This is a genomic window from Chitinophaga sp. MM2321, from assembly GCF_964033635.1.
In the GTDB taxonomy this organism is placed as follows: Bacteria; Bacteroidota; Bacteroidia; order Chitinophagales; family Chitinophagaceae; genus Chitinophaga.
The window spans coordinates 5,240,014-5,264,511 of the sequence record NZ_OZ035533.1; the positions used below are offsets into that span (position 1 = coordinate 5,240,014).

Below are 24,498 nucleotides of genomic sequence, written 5' to 3' on the forward strand. Positions count from 1 at the left end.
TCACTGTGGCGGTAATCCCATAAATTATCACCATGTTGAAATTATGCAATCGTTTGCATTTATTATCCATTATTTTACCTTTTACCGGTATTTTTTTGTTTCATGTTACCCCACAGGACATCACCTGCCAGGAAGCAGGTAACTACTAACGGGTTGTGTTCATCCATAAAATAATACGGCAACAGGTAGACAAGTAAAGGGGGACAGGGGTTTTGGGATTAAACCAGGTGTTCCTTCATAGCCTTTACAATGGCATTTGACCGGGAATTTACTTCCAGCTTACGATAAATATTCATGATGTGTGAACGGACAGTACCTACACTGATATGACAACCTGTGGCTATCTGTTTGTAGGTATTTCCATTTACCAGGCAACGCAGCACTTCTTTTTCACGCGGCGACAGCCCATAGGGATCATGATAATTTATATGCTCTTTCCGGAAAAAAGCCAATACTTTGTTTACTGCTATCAAGTTTGATTGCAGCGCAGTTTCATACACCTGCGTAATAAATTCCGACAGGGAAACCGGTGGAATATGCTCCACCTCAAAACCATCTTCTAAAATTGGCACCTGCGTCAGGGACTCTCCTTTCTCGTTCAAAGTAAGCAAAATCACATTTATATCCGGGTATGCAGCTTTGACTATACTGGCAGCCTCAATCGCAGTCAATCCAGGTATCTCTATATCCATAAGAACCAGGTTACAGATATCTTTCGCTATTTGTTGTAACTCTTTGGTTGATCCGCTGTGCAATCCTGCAACCTCATAAACACTCCCTTCTCCCAAATGACCAGCACTTATAGCCCGCACTTTTTTCATATTATTCCTTTTGGGTTATGTATATTTCGTATGAAAATCTCCCTTTTGAAATGACAAATCCGGAAGCTGGTATGGCTAATTAATTGTATAATGGAAAGTTCACACGACTCCCATACCCAAACAAATTTGAAACAATTACAAGCAGCAGTCAATCGGATACGTATATGGTTTTTCAATAAATATTAATATACAATTTGTTTTATATTATGATAATAACTAAATTATAACGTGGTGATTCATATATAATAATGGATTAACAGACTTGCAATCAACTAGCTATCAACCAGTTGAAAGTTGACACTTCTTTCATTTATCACAAATTATATTTAACTACATATATCATAATTGCACCTTTCCGGCAATATGACGACCACAATTTGGTTGCTTAGCCGGTGTTACCGGCAACATAGAAACTAAGTGAAATGCCCGCCAATAGAAATATTGCTGCAATAAACTGAACTGGATGTTTCATCAGGAATGTTTAACAAAAAAGATAATGGTGACTATAAAAATATACATTTATTGAAGAAATACATTAAAACTTTACAGATCGTTCCTATACGGACAAAAAGAAAGCAAAGAAGCCGGATTTTATTAAAATAATTTAATAAAATCCGGCCTCTTTGCCAGCTATACGGCTTGCGTACAATCATTTATTCCATCACCAGCTCAATTACCGGTATTTCCACATCCGGCTTGAGTACCGGCAGGTTCAGTGTTATGTCGCCTTTGTCGGTGGTACGCATCTTGATTTCAGAACCATCATGCAGGAACTGTGCATATTTTACTTTGCCTTTCAAACCTGGCAGATCGAAACGCTGCAACGGATAATCCAGCAAGTGTACATACAAACGTTTTGTAGTAGGGTTGTAAGTCAGCAAGGTATTATCAGGGCGTTTGATGTCTGCCGGCGCTTCTGTACAACCGTAAATAGAACGGCTATTTACCTTCATCCAGTCACCCATTCCCTGCAACCTGCTTTGTGCCCGCGCATCAATAAGCCCGCGGGAGGTAGGTCCTACGTTCAGCAACAGGTTACCGCCTTTGCTTACTGATTCTATCAGCAGCACCAGTAATTGCTTGTTATCTTTCCAGGAAGTTTCATCGCGGAAGTAACCCCATGAACCGGAAAAGGTCTGACAGGTTTCCCAATGAATACGCTTGCCATTACGCGTAGGCCATTCTGATACTTTGACCTGTTCCGGTGTTACAAAGTCGCCGCCATCATCGTATTCATTCAGATCCATGCGGTCGTTGATAATAATGCCCGGTTGCAGCTTGCGCACCATTTTGATCAGCTCCAGTGAGTTCCAGTCGTTATGATCTTTACCATGTTCGCCGGGGAAAGAGAAATCTGTCCACAGGATATCTATCTTACCATAATTTGTCATCAGTTCTTTCAGCTGATTTTGAAGATAAGTACGGTACTTCGCCATATCACGGCCTTTATTCAGCTCGTCATATTCTTTTGGATCTTTGGGGCGCTGCGGATGTACGCGGTCAATGGTGTAATCAGGATGATGCCAGTCGATCAGTGAATAGTAGAAGCCCACCTTCAGCCCTTCGGCGCGGAAAGCATCCACCCATTCCTTTATAAGGTCTTTTTTTATGGGGGTGTTAGTGGCCTTGTAATCTGTGAATTTTGAATCAAACAGGCAGAAACCTTCATGGTGTTTGGTGGTGATCACGGCATATTTCATACCGGCGTTCTTAGCCATGCGGGCCCATTCCTTGGGATTGTACAGGTCCGGGTTGAACAGCTCGAAATATTTCTGATAGGCACTGTCGGTCATGCGTTCATAGTTCTTCACCCATTCGTGACGGGCAGGCATGGAGTATAATCCCCAGTGAATGAACATACCAAAGCGGTCATTTAACCACCAGCCGAGCCGTTGCTCTTTCTGTTGGTCGGTTTCATTAAAGATCTTTTTATGCTGTGCCTGTACCTGCAACAGGAACAGTAAAAAAGTGATCGCACAGAGTGTCATTTTTTTCATAACATCCAAAATTTAAAGATTTGATTATTCTGCTACAAGCCAGGTATAACCTGCAGCTGGTATAGTTATAGTTACATGTGCCGTATAGGCACGGTCAAGGGTATACGTTTTAGCAGCGCCTTCCTTTTCCCGGATACGTACCGTTCTTGTAAGGCCGCTGTAATACAGTGGCAGCGCAACTTCGCGGGTAACCGGCTGCTGCGTTGGATTATACAGCATCACCATTGCCTTTTGCGGCAACTGCGCACTTACATGCATGATCCCATCCCAGTCGCGGCCATCAGGACGGCGCAGGTGGATAATATCCGTATTGAGGATATCCCGGTATTTTTTGTACCAGCTAACTACGCGCTGTACCAATTGTTGGGTACTAACGGCATCGTATAAACGGGGACCACGGTAACAGGCCTGTACCCCGGCGCCGTAATATTGCATCATCAGCTGTTCATAAGTATCCAGGTGATCTTTGAGCGGCTCCAGCGTGGCAGCGGCGCCGCCGCCCTGGTATTCACTCAGCGGTACAAATCCCCAGCTCATGGCGGGTGTTTTTTCCCAGGTGCCATCAAAAATATTCTGCCTGTTGAGGATCAGCTGTTCAGCCCTGGGAAGGGAGAAATTTACTTCACGGTAGCCCAGTGCTATTTTGTTGGTACCATCCATAAAGTACCAATCGGGTGCATTAATATACACACCCTTTTCATTCAGGAAGTGGTATAATCCTTTCTGCAATTCCATCTGTTTCCATTGGGAGTCGTCAAGACCGGTATGTCCCGGATGCGTTACGGATGCGCATACATCTCCCGGATAGGGTCCATCATTTTCAAAAATATCGAAGCCGGTGGTGGTAATAAAGTGCCTGATCTTTTCCAGGTAACCGAGTCCCCATTTGCTACCCAGGCAGGGAGCATTGCCAAAGAAAGCACCGCCGGGCTTGCCGGTAGCGGGGTTGATCACATCATCTTCATCACTGATACGCCTGCTCGAAAACAGGGAGTAGCCTCCCAGCAAAATATTTTTACTATGCGCATAATCTGCCAGGGCCTTGTATTTGCCGATATTGGCCGCGCTGGTATCTTCCATATTCAATCCGCTGCCAAAGCTCAGGATAACGCCTTCATAGCCGGTAGCGGCGCATTGATCAATGATGTTTTTCACCTTCACCGGGTCTGTGCTCACCAGGTGCATGAAGATGGGGTTTTCTGTTGTCCAGGGGGCAAGGGTGCGGTACATGCGACGTTGCGCCAGACCATTACGTTCACGATCATAGCCATCGAACAACAGTTCATAGGTGCGGATAGATTCGTATTGTTCACCGGCAGCCATGCTGATACCTACAGGTACTATAGGATGTACTTCCAGCAGGCAAGGCGTTTGCAGGTCATAATTTACCTGTGAAGTATAGGTGCTATCGGCTTTCCAATGTGTTGTCTGATCGCTCAGGTTAGCCTTCATCGCATTATTGAAAGCGTAGTTACTTTCAATATAAATACCGTGTGGAGTGGCCATATGTTTCACACTCCCTACCACGGCAGATTCTTCTTCAGGGGTGGCGAGTATTTCGTTTACCACCTGGTTGAGTTTTATGCTTTGTCCGCTATGGTTAATAACTTCCAGCCATTTCGCCAGCAGCGGAATGCCATCAAATAGCTCGTAATGCACCTTTACAGCAATGCCTTGCAGTTCCGGCGCCTGTGCTTTGTAGGTAAAGATGATAGCCTTTCCTGTGGGCTGATTTGGATTGGCGCACCAGCCGTGTGGCTGCCATTTTAAATAAGGTTGAATAGTAGTAACCTGGTGGCTGGTGTACATAAAATCCGACTTGCCAGCGGTGAGCTTATCCAGCCATACGGGCAACAGGTAAGCATTTTGAGGCTGACCGTAAGCGCCACCAATCATATAGTCGTGACCGTTAATAACCAGCCGGGCTTCCGGTTTAACAGCCCGCAGCAGTTGTTCACCACTTACCAGGTTACGGTAATCTGCGCATATTACGTTGGGGGATATACGAAAACTGCGGCTCAGTAAACCATTACTGAGTACAATTTCATTTCCCTTTTCCGCAATAACGGCACGATAGCCGCTATGATCTATCAGCCAGTCCTTTGCGGGAGGAGCCTTTGTTTGTGCCGCCGCCACAGTGGCGTACAGGCTACATGCTACGAGTGTAATTTTACGGATCATTTTCATTTGGTCACGATACTTATTTAATAAGAATGCTTTCACCACGAGTATTATTTGTCAGGATAAATTATTTTACCGGTTGCAGTATGATTTTCCGCAGCCAGAAAAGTTCTTTTTTGTTCCCGGCTACAGGTCTTACTGCAAGGTTTTGTTTACCCGCCTTATCTATATGAATAATCCCCACTGCGTGCTGGATAAACAGCAGTGGCTGATGACTGTTGTAGGTGCCGGTATTCAGCGTCAGGAAAGACAATTGTTGCCCGTAGAGTGTTACCACGCCCTGTTGGGAAGCACTGGCAGGTTCGCATGCATAATCGAGTATTATTTTATAGTCGCCGGCATCCTGTACTTCCAGGGGAAATACCAGGGCATCGCCGGCATCCTGCATACCGGTAGCGCAGTTGTCGTGTTTCCAGTCGCCGAAGTAGTGGGAATAAGTAAACAGTTTATTTTTAGCAGCGCCATTGAATACGGCCCATACAGCGGGTATTTCTGCCTGTGGATAATCGCTGCTCACCGTTTGGGTGCGTAGCTGCGACAGGTCCGGTTGTATGCCGCTGTATTCCATTACCAGTACCGTATTGCGGCTATCCGGCAATGTAGCTGGCAGCGTGATCACAGTTTCTTCCGGCAATTGTTTCCAGGTCAATTTTTTAGCCGTACCCAATATTTTCACTGACTTTATTTTCGCTGTAATACCCGGCACACGTAACTGTCCATTAGATGGTTTTTGCCATACATGCAGGAATAATTTACCGGGTTTGCTGGTAGTAACACCCCAGGGTTGTGCGGAGATTAATCCATAGGTGGTACCATAAATGCTTTCACCATATTGTTCCAGCCATTTGCCGGTAGCTTTGAGGTAGGCAATAGAATAGGCCGGCCACTTCCCGTCACCATCGGGGCCTACATTGAGCATGAGGTTACCGCCTTTAGACGCCACATTGGATAAAAGATGAATGATTTCTCCCGGAGATTTAAAATTGAGATCGTGTTGAATATAGCCCCAGGAGTCGTTATGTGTGTAGATAGATTCCCATGCGCCGGCAATGGGCACTGGCGGCACTTCAGAGTCGCCGAAATCGCGGTAATCGCCCAGGTCATGCCCTACGCGGCTGCTGAACAGGCAGTTGGGCTGCAGCAGCCGGAGACTGTCTATCATTTGTTTGGTCTGGGCAGTTGTGAGGCCGCCCGGCATATCAAACCATACCAGACCCAGGGGGCCGTAGTTGGTTAGGAGTTCTTTCAATTGCGGGATGGACTTGGTCCGGTAGTATTGCTGGTAATCTTTTTCTTTGGTGGTAAAGTCCCAGCTGTTGCCACCACCATTGGGTTCATGCCAATCCAGGAACTGTGAATAATAGAATCCGAACCGGATGCCTGCTGCATTGCAGGCCCGGGATAATGCTTTCATGGGGTCTTTCCTATAGGGGGAAGCGTCTACGATATCAAAATCGGTTACTTTGGAATCATACATACTGAAGCCTTCATGGTGCTTGGCGGTGATCACCATGTACCGGATACCAGATTCTTTGGCGGTCTGCGCCCACGTTGTTGCATCAAAGCCGGTGGGGTTGAATGTTTTTGCCACCCTGGCATATTCCGCTGCCGGTGCTTTGGCGCGGTTCATGATCCATTCCCCGCTGCCGTAGTAGCTGCTGTCTTTCCACCGGCCAGCCAGTTTTGAATATAGCCCCCAGTGAATAAACAAGCCGAATTTAGCATCCTGAAACCACTGCAAACCAGGATGGGAATTGTTATTTCCAGCGGATTTAGTCCACATATCAGGCACGTCCTGCGCCTGCGCATGCCAGCACGTACACAACAATAAAAATACTAATGGGATTTTGTGGAACATAAAGACTGTTTTTTAAAGCAACGCATAAAAAATATACATTACTACCCGTATGTGCAAGTGCTTGGAAAATGCTATCAGGGAAAGGGAAAATGGTATGAGGAAACACGGGGAACAGGCATGTATTGATATTAACGAACGGTTAACTAATTATCCCGGCAGGAACCGTTATCTTAGGTAAAGATCGGTTATTCTACCTATCAGGATGACTTAACCAATCATTTTAATATTATTACTAGGCGTCAATTCTATATCAACATCTGCCAGCTTGCCCTCTAATACTGCAGATGACATGTGAATGTTTTTTTAATGACCCTTGCTGGATTGTCATCAGCAAGGGTTTCTTTTTGCTCCATTCTCATCATGAGCTATTCCCCCAATTACACGCTCATACAGCTTTCCCGAAAAAACGGTTCATTTTCTGTTAATCCTGTTTTCGTTAAGATTTAATTAACCAATTGGTTTTGAATTGCACTTAATATTGTTTGTCGGGATGATCATCTGCTGAAAAAAATTATTACAGCTATTGAAAAGAAGTTAATGCATACATCTAACAAATATTGTAGTTCCCTGTCAGCTTATCCAGGCCGATGGGATTTTTATTAGGTTGACTAAAATCGTAAGTCCGGACAAGAGTCTTATCCGTTGGCTTTCGTTCGGTTCATCACCTGATGAATAGCTCCTCGCAGTTTCCACTACGGGGATTTTATACTTCCCTGATAGCAACGACCACGCGGCTTTAGCCCCGGGCCATTTTTCAAGGATGCACAATGACAAGAGCCATCATAACGAAGTTTAAAAAAACATGTTTTTCATCTCTTTAGTGAATACTTATTCACTTATATTTGTATAGTGAAACTGAAAGACGATAAAAAATCAGTGGAAATATGCCGTGCTGTACTCAGCCTTGTGGCTAAGAAGGGGCTTTCCGGCATTACCATGAGCGACATTTCCCGGGAGGCCGGTATTGCCACCGGTACTTTGTATGTTTACTATAAAAGTAAGGATGAGCTGATCAATGCCTTGTTTGCCGCCTGCCGGGAGAACTCGGTGCAGGTATCTTTCAAAGGTTATAATCCACAACTGCCATATAAGCCCGGATTTAAAAATATCTGGCTCAATATATTCAGGTACCGGTTACAAAATTTTGAGGAGGCCGTTTTCCTGGAGCAATGTTACCACTCTCCCTATATTACGGCAGACACCCGGGAGAAGGCCCAGCAGCTGGCGGCTCCCTTTTATGCACTGATAGAAAGAGGACAGGCAGAACAACTGATTAAAAAGGTGGAACCAGGACTGTTGCTCACCTTTATGATGGGCGCGATGAATGAACTGGTAAGGCAAACACATTACAGTGGTATTACCCTCAACAGCACAAAAATCAACATCACTTTTGATCTTTGCTGGGATGCCTTAAAAGCCTGATACCTGATCATAATAAATGAATAATTATTCACAATAAATACAATCCGATATGTCAGAAATATTAATTGCAGTGGATCTGAGCAGCCAATCTGAAACCCTGATCAGCACCGGCGTTGAACTGGCCAGGAAAATGAATGCACCTGTTACCCTTTTTTCAGTGGTGGAAATAGGTATTGGTATTGGTCTTCCTGAAGCCGGACCTGTTTTTACAGATGATATCCCTTCCAGGATCAGCGAGGTAGAAGGCATCCTCCAACAATATAAAAGCCGTTACCCCGATGCCGATATTAAAGTACTGGTGGCTACCGGCAATGCCAAAAGCGAAATACTTGACCAGACACATGCCGGCGAAACGGCGATGCTCGTAGTAGGAACACATGGACGTACCGGCCTCAATCACATGCTGGTTGGCAGCACGGCAGAATATATCATCCGTCATGCACGTATACCCGTACTCGTAGTACCCTATAACCAGGAAGAACACTAGTTTATAACACCGTACAATCTCTTCTGATAATAACTATAACAACTGCCTGTTACAGATCCCGGCTTTTATTGCCGGGATTTTTTTATACTGATTAATAACAGAAGCGTTATATTTATTACGAATAATTAAAACATTACCTGCATCCCCACTCCCCTATTCCAGCGCCCACACTCCCGGATTCCGGATACTACCCTTGCCCCGCTTAATAATGCGCCCGACGGGATGATTATTTATTATACCGGAACCAAAAGTCTGCTGATCCGAAGCAATGGTTTCTGGTCTAAACTGGCAGACAGTCTCTCCGTTTCCAACAACAACTGGCAGCTGAAAGGAAATGCCGGTACTACCGCCGCCCAGTACCTGGGTACTTCCGACGGACAACCGCTTTCCATCCGGACCAACGCAGCGGAAGCCATCAACATCAGTGCTACCCAAACCGTTGCTCTGAAACAGGTACCGGTCAGTACCTCTCTCATCAGTGTACTGGTGATTGATCCTACTACGGGAACAGTTAACCAACGGGATCTTTCTACGGCAGCCTTCTCCGACGCCATCCGCAGCCTCAACGGCTTAGCGCGGCAGGGCTTCACCATCAAGGCGGATACGGCAGATGCAGCTTATGGGGTCAACACTTCCCCAGTGGATAGTACCATCACAATGAATGTCCCCATTGTAAACGGCGCCTCTCAAAAAACAGGGTTGCTCACTTATGCCGACTGGGCTGCTTTCAGCAGCAAACAGCAGGCAATCACTATCGGCGCATTCCTGGGTGCACCAAATGCAAACGGACTATTGCTGGATAATACGACGGGGACCCTGCATCTCGCACCTGCCGATGCTTCCAACCCCGGTGGCGTATCTACAACCACCCAAACATTTGCAGGTTTTAAAACGCTGCGGGACACGCTGTCCGTAGGTAAAGCTGCCAACATTGGCGATGTAGCAAAAGCTAATTCCACCTTGCAGGTGAGCGGCTCCATGTCTATGAATATCCGGTCTGTCAGCGCCACCGGCTCCCTGACAGAAACAGATAACACCTTGCTGGTAGATGCTTCCGGCGGAGCAGTAACCATTACACTACCGCCTGGTACCAATATCACCGGCCGTGTGTACACCATCAAAAAGATAGGCGGTACTATTGACAACAGCGTCACCATTCAGCCTACCGGCGGACAAATAGAAGGCGGCAGCTCCTATATCATCTATAATAATTACACGTACGTAACCCTGCAAACAGATGGTAACAACTGGTATGTGATCAAAAAGTAACAAGATTATTATACCCGTTAAATTGTTATACATGCTGAAAGCAATGTTTAGATACAGCGCATTCCCTTGCCTGTTATGGCTGCTGTTGTGCGGACAAGCGCAGGCACAGCAGCTGTTACTGAGTGATACCATCTGGAGCAGCAGCAAAGCCGCCTTACTGGAACTAAAAGCCAGTAAGCAGGGATTATTATTACCAAGGATACTGGACACAACACTCGCGCCGCTGAATACTTCTCCCGACGGCATGGTTATTTACTACACCCCGCTGAAAAGCCTGATGGTGCGACGGAATGGTTACTGGTCACGGGTGGCCGACAGCCTTTCTACTGCGGGGCCTGTATTTTATAATGGCGCAGGGATGATTTCCAAACGCATAAAAATATGGGCCGATTCTGTATCCAATACCCCGGCAGGATTACCACAGGTAGATATTTCCAGCGCAGGATTCAGCAAGATCCTGAGCGTTAATGTTACGGCCAGGGGAGGTACGGATGTTACAAGCGCGCCTTCAGCAGCAGTATTGGGCTATACTCTATCAAGGCTCTACCTGATCCTGATGGAAAGTAAAACAACTCCCATCGTGCTACTGAATACAGCTGAAGGACTGGAATTACATAACAATGCGGCAGCAGCAGCTACAAAAATATTTGTCACGGTAATAGGCTATTAACATATTCATCATACGACAGCAACACGTCATATTAACCATTTTGTTTTTTTTCCTTTCCCTCCGGGGAATGCAGGCGCAGTCTGCCACCTGGCTCCATCCCAACGGCAACATCGCTGTCTTTGGCGCCGATACCATAGCCGTTTTTGGCGACATGATCAATGAGGGCAATATCCTTTCTCCCACCGGATCGGTTGTCAACTTTTACGGACTACGCTGGCGTAATACCAGCCATGCCGTAATACGTGATGAAAGCGCAGATGGTTACAGCGCAGGTGGTGGACTGTTTCGTTTCCTGCAACCCAATCCGGCTGTATACCAATATATCAGCGGCGGCTTCAGCGCCGTCATGAACGAGGGTCCCAGCTTCCCGAATATCAGCATAGAAAATTCACCAGGCGTTGTACTCGACGACCTGAGTGACCTGAAAATAGTAAACATGCTGGATCTCCGTAAAGGATACCTGTTCCTCAATGGCTGGAACCTCGTGATGGGACATCATACGGCAGGGGATATACGTAATTATTCTTCCCGGAATTTTATCGTCACAGGCACTACAACGGGTAGCGGATCTTTATACAGAAATAATATTTCCGCCAGTGATAAAGAGGTTGTTTTCCCCGTAGGAACAAAACCTTCCAGCTTTACCCCTGCCATCATAGAAAATCGCGGCGCCTCCGCTGATTTTCGTGTAGGCGTTTCAGATAGTACGTACCAGCATCTCACCACAGGTGATAATCTCTATCTCACCAGTATCAACAAAACCTGGCAGATAGCTATATCACAACCGGATGCGGCCATCAACCTGACGCTGGTACACGGCTTCGGTGACGAAGGCCCCGCCTATGAAGCCAACCGCAACACCAGTTATATTGCCCGGTTTATAGACACTGCCTGGGATGTTGCCGCACGGCGTGCTGCACCAAAATCGCCCAGCCCTTATACTACGGGTGTCACGGATCATCAATCAACGTATGAGGTACGCTCCTTTCAACATCTTACAGCCACCAATTATTTCACCAGCCTGGTAGCAGAAACCGTAAACAGTCCCGGTAAAACGACGCTGGCTTTTTTTGAAGCCTATCGCAGCCAAACAAATGAAGACAGCGTTCTCCTTCGCTGGATCATGAGCAGGGAATACTTTTGTCTTGGCTTTACGATAGAACGCAAATTCGCCGGAGGCGCCACATTCGATTCTGTCGGATTTGTAAAAAGCAGTGCGCCCGGTGGCATCAGCTTTTATCCAACCGGTTATGATGCCGTAGACCTCCCGGCCAATGAATCCTTCATTTTCTACCGGCTGAAAGTCAGCATGAGCGATGGCACTTTTTTCTATAGCCCGATACGTATCGTGAAAGGCAAAAATATAAGAGCCGATATTGCTGTATGGCCCAACCCCGTCCGCGGAGGGGTGATTCACATTTATTATGGCGCCAGTCAACATGTAAAAGCCCTTTCATTAATGGATGTTCCAGGCAGAAGAATCTTATGGCAGGAATTCGGACAACCACTGCAAACCCGCAATTACTACGAACTGAATATACCGGCAGGGCTTGCCAGGGGCACTTATTTCCTTCAATTCCTGGGTGAAGACGGAACGATTATTCATGTCGAGAAAATCCTCTTACAGGAATAATCCGTGGTAATATTAAAATCCGCTTAAACTCTCTCTACAAGCGGGCATCCTTTCAATCTTGGCGTAACTTTGGCAGTTAAATAAAAATAAAGAACAACCAATTTACCATGCCTATAGGAAAAAAAATGCTGTCTGCAACTTTTCTGCGAAAACTCCACTGGAAGGAGCTGCTAGCTGTATTATTCATTTTATTAGCTATCTATTTCTTTCGTTCACAGCGTCATGAGTTATACGCGCTGGTACCTGCCATAAAAAGTGCAAACCGCAGTTGGGTAATCATGGGCGTATTGGTAACGGCTATCTATATACTTTTACAGGCACTCATGTATGTCTTCAGCTTCCGGGCCATAGGCGCCAGGTTAAATACTTATCTGAGTACAGAACTTTTTCTGAAACGGAATCTTTTATCCGTATTCCTGCCGGCAGGAGGTATCAGTTCGCTGGCCTATGTGCCGCAGCGTTTGCGTCACACTTCGTTGCATAAGCAGCAAATACACCAGGCATCCGGTATTTATGGATTTGTGGGGATCTTATCCGTATTCCTTGTGGGTATTCCGGTAGTGTTGTATGCCATGCTGCACACTACCAGCATACAGGGTGCAGTATGGGGACTGGCCGCCATTTGTGTGTTGCTGGGATTGGTGGTATGGTTGGTACGCTCCATGCAATCAAAAGGGAAAGCGTATCAGTTGCTGTTAAAATATTTTCCGGGAGCCGCCCAACAGGTAGATGAAATATTCACCTTTCAACTATCTGTACCTGCTTTTATGAATACCGTCATTGCCTCCGTACTGATTGAAGTAGCTGGTGTGGCGCATCTGTACCTGAGCATGCTGGCAGTAGGCGTAACACCCTCACTGGAAGCGGCTTGCGTAGGATATATTGTTGCTACCATCTTTCTCATAATTTCTCCTTTTTTACGCGGACTGGGCGCCATTGAATTATCGCTGGCTTACCTGTTGAGCAATTATGGCTTTACTACTTTACAGGCATTGGAGATTACCTTGTTATTCCGTTTGTTTGAGTTCTGGCTGCCGCTGATAGCCGGTATGCTGGCCTTTGCATTAAAAGGCCGCGACCTGGTACTGCGGTTGCTGCCGCCTATCCTGATCTTTTTATTGGGGATGGTGAATATTTTTTCAGTACTCACACCACCACTGGCCAGTCGTATGCACCTGCTGCGCGCTTACATTCCCGGCACTTCTATTCACGCTTCCAACCTGCTCGTGGTATTCCTCGGGCTGATCCTGCTGGTGACTGCCACCTTCCTTTTCAGGGGCTTGCGTAGTGCGTGGATAGTAGCTTTATCGGTATCGTTACTGTCTGTAATAGGCCATATCAGTAAAGCACTGGATTATGAAGAAGCTTCACTGGCACTGATTACATGTATCATCCTGCTGATAACAGCGAAGCAGTACCGTGTTAAAAGCAATCCGCAGCTGGTAAATATCGGCGTAGTAACCGCCGTTGCCACTTTCCTGCTGGTGCTAACTTTTGGCACTATCGGTTTTTATTTTCTGAATGTGCGTCATTTTGGAATTGATTTTACATGGCTGCAATCCCTTCGTCATGCCTTCCATTGTTTTATGCTGCTGGAAGATGACGGGCTACAGCCGGTAACCCGTTTCGGACGGGAGTTTATGTCGGCCATCCGGTTCCTGGGAGTGAGCTCATGGGCTTTCCTTTTTTATACGATCATCCGGCCTTACCTGCATGTGACGCGGCAAACAAATACCGCACTTGAAAAAGCCCGGTTCTACCTGAGCCAGCATGGCGATTCTCCCATGGATTATTTTAAAGTAGGACAGGATAAATTATTATTTGTATCCAAACAGTATGAAGGGTTTATTGCTTACCGGGTAGCCAGCAGCTTCGCTATTGTGCTGGAAGAACCGGTGTGTAGTGAAGAACATAAAATACCACTGTTGGAAGAGTTTGAGCAACAATGCCGTAAAATGGGCCTGCGGCCCGCGTTTTACAGGGTTGATGAAGATAGCACCTACTACTTCAGCCAGCTGAAGAAAAAGAAAATGCTGATAGGCCAGGAAGCGATTATGGATATCCGTTCGTTTACCCTGAGTGGGAAAGATAAAAAATCGTTGCGCAACGGCCTGAACAGCCTGGCTAATAAAGGTTATGTCACCGCCCTGCATCCTGCTCCGCAAACACCAGCAATGATCGCAGCGTTGAAGGAAGTGAGTGATGAATGGCTGGCGCAATATGAAGTAAAAGAAATGACTTTTTCACAAGGACTGTTTGATGAAGCGGCCATCTATGAACAGGATATTATTACAGTGACAGATGCAACCGGCAGTGTGGCCGCATTCCTGAATATTATCCCTGATTATGCGCCGGGAGAATGCACTTATGACCTGATCCGTAAGCGTACCAGTGCGCCGGGAGGCGTGATGGATGCGCTGATCATTGCACTGATCCTGGATGCACAACAAAAAGGGTTGCAATTCCTCAACCTGGGCATGGTACCTATGTCCGGTATTATTCAGCCGCAAAACACGGCAGAAAAGATGGTGAAGTATGCCTATGAGAAATTACGTTTCTTCCGTCACTACCAGGGACTGCGGGAGTTCAAGGATAAATATGCAACGGAGTGGACCAACAAATACCTTATCTATGGACATGATTTTGATCTGATTCAGTTACCCGCTGCGTTGAGCAAGGTCATGCAACCTAACCAGGATTAAACTGATTATATTCGTTGTATATGACCTTGATGCGCAATATATGTAAGCTGCTTGTTTGTTTATTATTTTCCGGCTTCCTTTCCGCAAGCGGGCAAAGCAGCATCAATAACCTACCGGTGCTGATAAAAGCGCCGGCAGCCGGCAATACAGCGCCGTTGATCCTGTACATCACAGGAGATGGTGGCATGAAAAAGTTTTCTGCCAATATGATAGAAGCTTTTTATCAGCAGAACTATCCTGTAGTTGCCCTTAACGCCCTGAAATATTTCTGGAATAAAAAAAATCCACAGCAGGCTGCTGATGATGTAACAGCACTGATCCGGCATTATCAGGCTACATGGAACCATAATCATGGCGTTGTGCTGATCGGCTATTCACTGGGGGCCGATGTGTTGCCGTTTATCTACAATCATCTGCCTGCTAATATTGAAAACCAGGTGCAGCAGGTGGTGTTTTTATCTCCCTCCCGCTTCACTGATATGGAAGTACATATTGCTGATATGCTGGGAAAGTCGGGCAGCAAAGGGATGAGCGTCATCACAGAAATCAATAAGATCAAGGAGAAGCCGATGCTGCTTGTTTTTGGGGCAGAAGAAAAAGATTTCAACCTGATGGATCTCACGATTCAACATTACAGAAAACTTATTTTACCAGGCGGACATACCTATGATGAAGATGCCAGCGGTGTAGCCAGCAAGATCCTGGCTGCTATCGGGCAGGGGAAATAAAAATGCAGCCCATCACAATGTTTTTAGAGAACTGATTTGGACAGAGCCGGTATTTTGTACAATACCCGCTCTGTCCATTTCTTTGAAATGAAAGTTGCAAATGATTCCGCGGTGACTGGTGAGGCAGTCAGGGTGAAATCCATGTGCCCACCTGGGGCGGCTCGGGCGCGGCGATGCTAACGGGAAGGCCGGTTAACAGATCATGGCGCGGACCATGTTTACCATAAATTCATCAGGAAAAAAAGTACCATACTCACGGAAGCCAGGTTCCTGGCAAACCGCATGTTAAATCCACCCTTTTCAGAGTAGTAGTAACTTTCCTTGTACCGGTCGTACTCAATGGGAGCACCTAACTCCTTCATCATTTTGAGGAATTCATAGAGTGTTCTTTCGGAAATACGAAGCCGCTTGGCTAACTGAGCGGGCTTACCGGTGCCTTTGATCCTGATAAGGTAATCAATGGTCTGAAGTCGGTCAAAATAACGCTTTGGCATGTGGCATAGAGGGGCTTAACGGTTATATACTGAATATACGATAATGTGTATGATTAAACCAAGATTCTCATATATATATTTGGATTTAAATATTAAAAGACTGATTTAAACGGGTTTCACAAAAACAGGGAATAGGAAAATAGTGCAGATGCGATTGTTTTGCGTGTAATAATACTCATACAAAGATGGGAAAAATATTGAAATATCAAGAAAAATAAATCTACTGCAAAAATGCCGCATAGACAATATCAACAAGGGTTTTAATGCGCGAGGCTTCTCACTTTTCAAGCAGGCACCGATTTGTTTATACAAGGGAAAACAAGCAGCAGGAGAAGGGTATTTTTCCCGGTACAAAACCCGCTAAAAAAACAGGTAGCAAAAAAAATCCCCGTGGTAAAAACCAGGGGGAATTATTTTACAACGATAGTAAATGAAAAATAATATATGGTTTGATATCTCTTATTTCGTCTTACAATAATAAAAATAAAATTCTGGCAGAATGTTAATGATTTCTAAACGTTCTTGCTTTAACTTTTCCCGCCCGGCACACGAAATCCGCTGCCAGCAAAGCGATCAGCATATATCAGTATATAACACCGGAAAAAATCTTATAAATTCAACCAGTACACCATCTTCAACACCAGCGCACGGTTCCTTACATAAAAAGGTTCCGGCAGGTAATTGTCTGTATACACAATAAACAGGTCGGAGGCCGGCCTGTAACGCCATTGGAAACGGGTATTCAGATTCATGTTCTTCTGCTGCCCGTTGTACTGCATAAAGCCGGTAAAGAACAAGGTATTGGTCATAGTAACATCCAGCCTCGGACCTACCAGCCAGAAAGAATTATTCCCCCAGGGCTTCGGAAGATTAATATGATTGTAGTTGGCGCTTAAAGCAATACTTACATAGGGCTGAAAACGATACCCCAGCTCTGTATTGGTCATCAGCCGTGTACCATCTGCATAGTAGCCACCATAGCGCGCAGAAAGCGCGTATGTAAACAGGCTTTGCGGTTTGGATACATAATCCGCACCCACCGTACTCCAGCTATGTTTGGTACCCGCCATCAGGCTGTCCTTACCGGTATTGGTAGGATCAAAAGGCAGCAGGAGTTTGATATAAGTATTAGATCCCCATATATTTAGTGTATTACGCTTACGGAACACGATACCATAATTCAGCAACGTTTCATTATCCGTGCTCTTGAAGTTTTCGTCCATAAAGTAAGTAGTACTCAGCTGCGGGCCATGACTCAACACAGCGCCGGACAACGGGAAGAACAGGCGGGTAACCTGCGGTACCATTTTAATATAACCCTGCCGTGGCACATAGCCCACTTCCGCATTGTAATTACGCCCTACATATTCATGCTGCCAGCTGATGTTCCATACCTTGCTGGTATATTGCAGGTTAGCCGCATGCGCCATATCATGGCCTTTCTTGCCAGGGCTATACGATTTCAGGAACAATGCTTTACCCGTCCAGAAATTATTGGAAGAAGCCAGGTTATATTCCATTCCCATGTTACGGTTGTATTGTGAATACACCGGCTTATCCACCACCTTCTCAGGATCATAGTTTACAGACTCTTTATTGATAAACATAAATCCCAGGTTGGAACGGGAAAACACCCGGCGCTGCAATGCAGCCACGGTAAAATTCTGCGCAGGCAAACCTGTTTCCTCCTGCTTCCCCGTTTGCATATTCATTACGCCCAAACGCCAGTCCTTATTGATTTTACCGCTAAGCCGCGCACCAAAATGAATGGGCACGCCAAGGCCTATACGTCGTGAGAAGAAAGGCCGGAGCGTAGAATAACCGAAATTAGAAAACTGGTCGCCGTTCTCCAGGAAGAATTGCCGTTTCTCCGGAAAAAATAGTTCAAACCGATCCAGGTTGGTCACCTGCTTATCCACATCCACCTGCGAGAAATCGGGGTTTACAGTAAGGTCCAGGTTTAAGGAAGATGTAATGGCTACTTTGGCATCCATGCCTATATCGCCACGGTATTTTGGAACCGTTCCTTTTTCATAGTCTTTGGAAATACCGCCCAGTGCATAAGGAATCAATGAAATATTGGGACCTGCTTCCGGCGGAGGTGCATCCCAATCCAGGCTGCCCGTATAGGCCAGCGAAGCGGTGGGAAACTGTCGTGGCACAGGCGCCCAGGCCGATTTCTCCGTTGTCTTGAGATCATTGCGGCTAAAGTTGATCCCCCATTTGGTGATTCCCTTTTTGTAGCGGATAGATTTAAACGGGATAGCCGCTTCAAACACCCACTTATCATCATAGTTCTTTACAACCGATGCCCATTTGTTATCCCAGCTCAGATCCACTTTTCCACCATCATACATCAATCCGTCCCACTGGGCTCCCGCAGCATTAGCGCCAAAAGTGAAGCCGTTGGTCTGGTCATCAAAAGGGTCCATGAAGAGGAGGAAGTTATCATTTTTCAGGAACGAGAAATCACGCCGCAGCGACTCCACCATATAAGGCCCGTCACCCTGTTTGTAGTTCTCTACCAACAGGTAAATATTCTGCTGATCATAGGTCATACGCACATCCGTGCGTAAGTTAGCACCACTGGTATCCATAGGTAATACCATGTGAAAACTGGTCGTTACATCTGCATCTCTCCAGGCCTGTTCATCAACAACACCATCAATCTTAACAGGTGAAGAAGCCTTGCGCATCTGCAGATGATAAGACTCGTTTTTCTTTTGCTTTTGGGCCATTGCCGGCACACTGAGCAAACAACAGCATAATATACGTGGGATGATTCGCACAATCAGTAATTATGGGTTTAACGGACAAAATACAAAAAGAGATTTACGAATTTTGAGATTTCGGGATTTCGGGATTTTGTTTTTAACAGTAAACAAGTTGTTGAAACAAAACCCAAAAATTCGTAAATCTCTAAATTCGTAAATCTCTAAATATTTTCTTTAGTTTTTATTGCCTTTCAACTGCGCCGACGGCTGCGGTACTTTCACAGTGGTTGTTCTGCTGCTGCGGCCACGGGCATCAAATACCCGGAGCTTAACGGTTTTACCACCGGCCTTTACAGGAGCGGTATAAACGGTGCTTTTATTCGTAGGCTCTTCACCGTTAGTAGTATAGCGGATCGTTAAACCGGGTAGTTGTACATTGGCGCTCAGCACATCATCATCCACAGCTGCACCGGCGGTAGGAATGCGCCAGTTGTATCCACCATTGTAGTAGTCCAGACGGGGCATCTCCCGCTTGCCCAGTACATTGGCAAATACACTCCAGGCCTGGTCATATAATGCCGCTGCTTTGGCACTGTCTTTCTCGGTAGCCCATGCCGGGTCCTGTGCCCATGCACGTTCTGCAAGTCCCAGCAACTTGGGCAGCATCATATATTCCATACGATCGGGGGTCGTCACGGTTTCACTCCATAACAAGCCCTGAATGCCCCTGATATTGGACTGACCAAAACCTGTTAGCCGGTCCTTACCCCGAAACAACTCCGGCGTTACGGGGTTACCCCTGCCATCTACCTTTGAATTTTTATAGTAATCAAAAGGAATGAAGTAAAAAGGTTTATCTACATCTACAAATCCACCCCAGTAAAACCCGGGTTCATCAAAGGCTTTCATGTAAGCCATATCAAAATAAAAATTACTCACCCCGGATAAAATAACTTTATAACCGGCATTGGCCAAACGGTAAGACAAGTCTTCCTGTCCATCACCGATCACGTTATTCCACACGTTCAACTGAAAATTATTATTCACAAAATCAGGATTGGGAATACTTTGTGATTCGCCATCCAGCGTGGTTTTTCGCATCCCTGCCTCTTCCCAGCCGGCTACTTCTATACCGCGGGCGTTGAGCAGGTTATTCACTTTCCGGAAGTAATAATACCACAGGTCATTTACATTTTTCAGGGTGCTATCCTGTTGCATCAGGGCGATACAGGCAGGCGATTTTTCGAAAACGCCATTAGGTACTTCATCACCGCCCATATGGATGGAAGGCAACGGGGCACCCGCTTCCTTGTACATCCCCTGCAACTCTTCCACCACTTTATCCAGGAAACGGTAAGTAGATGGCAATGCCACATTCATCACATTATCGTTCCAGTATTGTACAGAGTGATATACAGATTTATCTTCCAGATCTGTCAACAGGAACTCCGTTGCTTCCTTTTCTTTACCTGCTGCTTTCAGGTGGTAGTAGCGGGATTCCATGGATTTAACCGCTGCGCGGGCGTGACCGGGACTTTCTATTTCAGGCAATACACGTATATGCCTTTCCGTGGCATAACGCAGTATTTCTATAAAATCGTTGCGGGTCAGGTAACCGGAACCGGCATTAACGGTATCAGGGCCGGAGCCGTAGGAAGGTTGCAACATATTTTTCCAGCCGGTGTTGTGACCGCGTTTGGCGCCCACTTCTGTGAGTTCGGGGAGCGAAGGTATTTCCACGCGCCAGCCTTCATCATCACTGAAGTGAAAGTGTAATATGTTTAGTTTGTACAGGGCCATCAGGTCCAGGATACGGAGCAGATCACGCTTGTCGTGGAAATTGCGGGCCACATCAATCATGAAAGCACGGTAACCGAACCGGGGATAGTCTTTCACCTGCACTGCCGGTATGCTAATGGATTTCTGCACACCGGCCCATGCCGCAGGTGTTATGAGGGATTTCAGGGACTGTATACCGTAAAAAGCGCCTTCGTTGCTGCCTGCCGCAATAGTAATACCCTGTGGTGTTACATCCAGCGTATAGGCATTGGCCGCGAGGGTAGCATCCTGTTTCAGCGTAATGGTGGCTTTACCGGGATTTCGTTTACCCAGTAACGTTACCATTTCATTACCCAGAAATTTTGCACTGGGTTCCAGCTCAGGGTCCGCTACCACAGCGGGAGGCGCATCCAGCACCAGTTTACCGCCCGTAGCGATATAAGATGCCGGTGTAGGAAATATTAAAGGTAATTGAGCAGCCGGAATATTTTTGATCCCGGCATTCTGTTTAAATATATCCGTTGGCGTTACTACGGCAGATTTATCGCCGGGATAACGCATCAGTTGTTTTGCAGTAGTAGAAGGACGGATGGTATAGTTTTTTATTGACAGTCCTTTCTCCGGTTGTGCGTCCCATACCAGGTAAAGGCCGGTGGGTGCATCCGTAAAATTTACGGCCCAGGCATCGCCTGTCATCCCCAGTTTCAGTGAATCTCCTGGGGCAATACCTGTAAAATTATCTGCCGGTGTTAACCGGTACAAGTCACCATTAATATGTTCCACTTTCACATTGCCCGGTAAGATACCAGGGGTAACCATGCGTATAAAATTGAAATAAAGCTGCCACCCTTTTGCAGGGAAAGCTTTCTTCCCGGTATTAATAAATGTAAATGCCGATAAAAAATTATCCTTTCCCTCGTAGTGGTTTTCCACCACTTCCCAACTGGACTTTAAGCTGGCAGCATCAAACGGTGTTTGCTGCGCCTGCGCACCTGCTACTGTACTTACCAGTAATATGCCGGTTGTCATCAGTTTTCCTAAAAACTTATGCCTGATCATGTTTTGGTTAGATTTGAGAAATATCGATATAATGAAATGCAAAAAGTGGCAATATAAATAATGCAGGCGGTTGATGAAAGTATTTATACCCAGGTTATCACTGCCACCGGTAATTACGTGGCGCTCCGTAAGATAAATACTATAATGCAAATATGCAAATACGTGGATCACTGCTACTGTATTATTCTTTAACTTTAAATAAATAAAGATTGATCTATGGCAAAGGCATTTATTGGATTTTCATGTGTAAGTCTGCTTCTGATTATTGGCTTGGGTTTATTTTTTCCGTGGGTATTCTGGCTACTGATTCCCGTGCTGCCAGTGATTATTATGGGCGTCCTGGATATGACGCAGACCAAACACGCCATCATCCGCAACTACCCTGTTGTGGGGCGTGCACGCTACTGGATGGAAGCATTGCGTCCTAAAATTTACCAGTATTTTGTTGAAAGTGATATAGACGGAAGTCCGGTGAACCGGGTAGACCGTTCCACCATATACCAGCGGGCCAAGCGGGAGCTGGACTCACAGCCATTTGGCACCCAGTTTAATGTATATGCAGAAGGTTATGAGTGGATGGCACATTCCATTCAGCCACATGATTTTGATCTGATGGAGAAAGATCCACGTGTTATCATCGGCGGGAAAGACTGTCTGCAGCCCTATTCCGCCAGCATTTTAAATGTGAGCGCCATGAGTTATGGATCGCTCAGTTCCAATGCTGTAGAAGCATTAAACGGCGGTGCGAAGATCGGCAACTTTGCACACAACACCGGCGAAGGTGGTATCAGCGATTTTCACCTGAAACAGGGCGGCGATATTATCTGGCAGATAGGCACCGGATACTTCGGTTGCCGGCAGGAAGATGGTAATTTTTCGGAGACGCTTTTTGCAGAAAAAAGTGCGCTGCCACAAATTAAAATGATTGAACTGAAATTATCGCAGGGCGCCAAACCCGGCCATGGCGGCATCTTACCGGCTGCCAAAAATACGCCGGAGATAGCAGCCATCCGGCACGTGACACCTCATACTACTGTATTCTCTCCCCCTTTTCATAAAGCATTTGGCAGCCCCCGTGAAATGATGTTGTTCATTGCACGCCTGCGCACACTGAGCAAAGGCAAACCCATAGGGTTCAAATTATGTATAGGTCAGCAGCGTGAATTTTATGCACTCTGTAAAGCCATGATAGAAACAGACATTTACCCCGACTTTATTACAGTAGATGGCGGCGAAGGCGGTACCGGCGCAGCGCCGCCGGAATTTTCCAACTCAGTGGGCATGCCACTCATGGATGCACTACCATTTGTACACGATACCCTCACGGGCTTCAACATCAGAAAACAGGTAAAAATAATTGCCTCCGGTAAAGTGCTCACCGGTTATCACATCCTCCGTGCCATTGCACTCGGTGCGGATACCTGCAACAGCGCCCGCGCCATGATGATGGCCCTTGGCTGTATCCAGGCATTAGTGTGTAATACGAATAAATGTCCTACGGGTGTGGCTACACAAGACAAATGGCTTTCTGCCGGTCTCGTGGTAGATGAGAAAAAACACCGCGTTGCCAATTACCACCGCGATACTGTTGAAAGTGCCATAGAACTTACTGCTGCAGCAGGATTAAAAGATCCGCACCAGATCACACGCAGGCATATTTTCCGCCGCGTGTTCATGAACCAGGTACGTAGTTTTGAAGATATTTATCCCAGCACGGTTCCGGGATGCTTTGCAAACGGGCAAACACCGGAACATAATATAGGGATGATTGAAATTGATAGCTGGGGCCAGGGTTAAACGGTTCCGTTTCCTGGTTGGTACAATGCCAATGCATTCTCCCGGCATATTTTCGCTGCCAGTGCAGGTGAAAAATTATTGATGATCAGGTTCAGGTCTGCCACATCAAACGGCCTGGGAGCACGCGTAGAAGGAAGATCCGTACCAAAAAGCAAAGCTGCCGGGTTGATCGCAGTGATTTGCCGCATAGCGGTTAACACATCAAAATCGCAGCGGCCAAAACCGGTGGCTTTTACAATGGCGCCCTTTTCTACCAGGGGCAGCAAATATTTAAATCCAGCCTTGGATAATCCGAGGTGGTCGATCACAACTTTGGGCAATTTTTGCAAGGTGTTGGACAGGCCGGGCAACTGCCTGGAATCCACATACAATTCCACATGCCATTTCACCAGTTCATGTACACGCAATCCCAGTTTTTCCAGGTATTTGGTGTTTTCAGAACCGCCACTCTGCACATTGAATCTCACGGCGCGTACGCCTGCATTATGTAAAGCGATAATTTCCTCATCAGTGGCGCTGGCGGGGATCTGGGTCACGCCAACATAATCCGGCCCCAATATTTTTAGTGCAGCCAGCAGATATTGCTGATCAAATCCATGAAATGATCCTGATACAACAGCGCCCCCGCTAATGTTTAGTTCGGCAGCCCGCTGCTGGTAATCAGCAACAGTAAACGAAGGTGGCAAATATCCCTGGTTCGGCTGCAAGGGGTACTGGTGGTCTGTTATATGCAAATGTGCATCAAATACGGGCTTATCAAACATACGCTATGGCTTATGTAGCACAAGCTACAGAATAATTATGAATTGGAGACGGAAGGGGATTTGGTGATTTAGTTATTTTGTTTCAATGGTATATGTTCCTTTGAAACAAAATAACTAAATCAC

16 protein-coding genes are annotated in these 24,498 nt (G+C 46.2%); 8 read left to right on the forward strand and 8 right to left on the reverse strand.

From position 1 onward, the window contains the following. Positions 1-218 precede the first annotated feature (218 nt). The 4 genes from ABQ275_RS20365 to ABQ275_RS20380 form a co-directional block, all read right to left on the reverse strand. A complete protein-coding gene (locus ABQ275_RS20365) occupies positions 219-821 on the reverse strand; it encodes a response regulator transcription factor (protein WP_349314992.1) in 603 nt (200 codons plus the stop codon). A 653-nt stretch (positions 822-1,474) separates the two neighbouring features. Next, the gene (locus ABQ275_RS20370) at positions 1,475-2,818 is read right to left on the reverse strand and encodes an alpha-L-fucosidase (protein ID WP_349314993.1); all 1,344 of its coding nucleotides are present in this window, start codon (positions 2,816-2,818) and stop codon (positions 1,475-1,477) included. 24 nt (positions 2,819-2,842) lie between these two features. Further along, entirely contained in the window at positions 2,843-5,005 is a 2,163-nt protein-coding gene (locus ABQ275_RS20375) for an alpha-galactosidase (protein ID WP_349314994.1), read from the reverse strand. Positions 5,006-5,066: 61 nt separating this feature from the next. After that, positions 5,067-6,857: an alpha-L-fucosidase gene (locus ABQ275_RS20380; RefSeq protein ID WP_349314995.1), complete on the reverse strand. Its 1,791-nt coding sequence runs from the start codon at positions 6,855-6,857 to the stop codon at positions 5,067-5,069. 849 nt (positions 6,858-7,706) lie between these two features. Between ABQ275_RS20380 and ABQ275_RS20385 the strand changes: the two genes are divergently transcribed. From ABQ275_RS20385 to ABQ275_RS20415, 7 genes are all read left to right on the forward strand, one after another. Next, positions 7,707-8,279: a TetR/AcrR family transcriptional regulator gene (locus ABQ275_RS20385; protein WP_349314996.1), complete on the forward strand. Its 573-nt coding sequence runs from the start codon at positions 7,707-7,709 to the stop codon at positions 8,277-8,279. A 49-nt stretch (positions 8,280-8,328) separates the two neighbouring features. Next, positions 8,329-8,766, forward strand: coding sequence for a universal stress protein (locus tag ABQ275_RS20390; RefSeq protein WP_349314997.1), 438 nt, complete (start codon positions 8,329-8,331; stop codon positions 8,764-8,766). Between the two features lie 222 nt (positions 8,767-8,988). Beyond that, positions 8,989-10,035 carry a hypothetical protein gene (locus ABQ275_RS20395; RefSeq protein ID WP_349314998.1) on the forward strand — a complete coding sequence of 349 codons (1,047 nt, stop codon included), beginning with the start codon at positions 8,989-8,991 and terminating at the stop codon, positions 10,033-10,035. A 31-nt stretch (positions 10,036-10,066) separates the two neighbouring features. After that, positions 10,067-10,705, forward strand: a complete 639-nt coding sequence (locus ABQ275_RS20400) for a hypothetical protein (RefSeq protein ID WP_349314999.1) — start codon at positions 10,067-10,069, stop codon at positions 10,703-10,705. A gap of 40 nt (positions 10,706-10,745) precedes the next feature. Beyond that, positions 10,746-12,338 carry a T9SS type A sorting domain-containing protein gene (locus ABQ275_RS20405; RefSeq protein WP_349315000.1) on the forward strand — a complete coding sequence of 531 codons (1,593 nt, stop codon included), beginning with the start codon at positions 10,746-10,748 and terminating at the stop codon, positions 12,336-12,338. Positions 12,339-12,445: 107 nt separating this feature from the next. After that, the gene (locus ABQ275_RS20410; protein WP_349315001.1) at positions 12,446-15,040 is read left to right on the forward strand and encodes a phosphatidylglycerol lysyltransferase domain-containing protein; all 2,595 of its coding nucleotides are present in this window, start codon (positions 12,446-12,448) and stop codon (positions 15,038-15,040) included. 20 nt (positions 15,041-15,060) lie between these two features. Further along, positions 15,061-15,768, forward strand: a complete 708-nt coding sequence (locus tag ABQ275_RS20415; protein ID WP_349315002.1) for an AcvB/VirJ family lysyl-phosphatidylglycerol hydrolase — start codon at positions 15,061-15,063, stop codon at positions 15,766-15,768. A 218-nt stretch (positions 15,769-15,986) separates the two neighbouring features. Here the strand turns inward: ABQ275_RS20415 and ABQ275_RS20420 are convergent, their stop codons facing one another. The 3 genes from ABQ275_RS20420 to ABQ275_RS20430 all read right to left on the reverse strand — a co-directional run bounded on the left by ABQ275_RS20420 (position 15,987) and on the right by ABQ275_RS20430 (position 21,814). Further along, positions 15,987-16,262 (reverse strand): HTH domain-containing protein, encoded by a 276-nt coding sequence (locus ABQ275_RS20420; protein WP_349315003.1) that lies wholly within the window; start codon positions 16,260-16,262, stop codon positions 15,987-15,989. 608 nt (positions 16,263-16,870) lie between these two features. Further along, positions 16,871-19,051 (reverse strand): DUF5916 domain-containing protein, encoded by a 2,181-nt coding sequence (locus ABQ275_RS20425; RefSeq protein ID WP_349315004.1) that lies wholly within the window; start codon positions 19,049-19,051, stop codon positions 16,871-16,873. Between the two features lie 159 nt (positions 19,052-19,210). Beyond that, the gene (locus tag ABQ275_RS20430; protein ID WP_349315005.1) at positions 19,211-21,814 is read right to left on the reverse strand and encodes a family 20 glycosylhydrolase; all 2,604 of its coding nucleotides are present in this window, start codon (positions 21,812-21,814) and stop codon (positions 19,211-19,213) included. 345 nt (positions 21,815-22,159) lie between these two features. Here ABQ275_RS20430 and ABQ275_RS20435 point away from each other — a divergent pair, with 345 nt between their 5' ends. Then, positions 22,160-23,611: an FMN-binding glutamate synthase family protein gene (locus ABQ275_RS20435; protein ID WP_349315006.1), complete on the forward strand. Its 1,452-nt coding sequence runs from the start codon at positions 22,160-22,162 to the stop codon at positions 23,609-23,611. Here ABQ275_RS20435 and ABQ275_RS20440 read toward each other — a convergent pair. Continuing rightward, positions 23,608-24,375: an amidohydrolase family protein gene (locus ABQ275_RS20440; protein ID WP_349315007.1), complete on the reverse strand. Its 768-nt coding sequence runs from the start codon at positions 24,373-24,375 to the stop codon at positions 23,608-23,610. The genes ABQ275_RS20435 and ABQ275_RS20440 overlap by 4 nt on opposite strands. Positions 24,376-24,498: the final 123 nt, after the last annotated feature.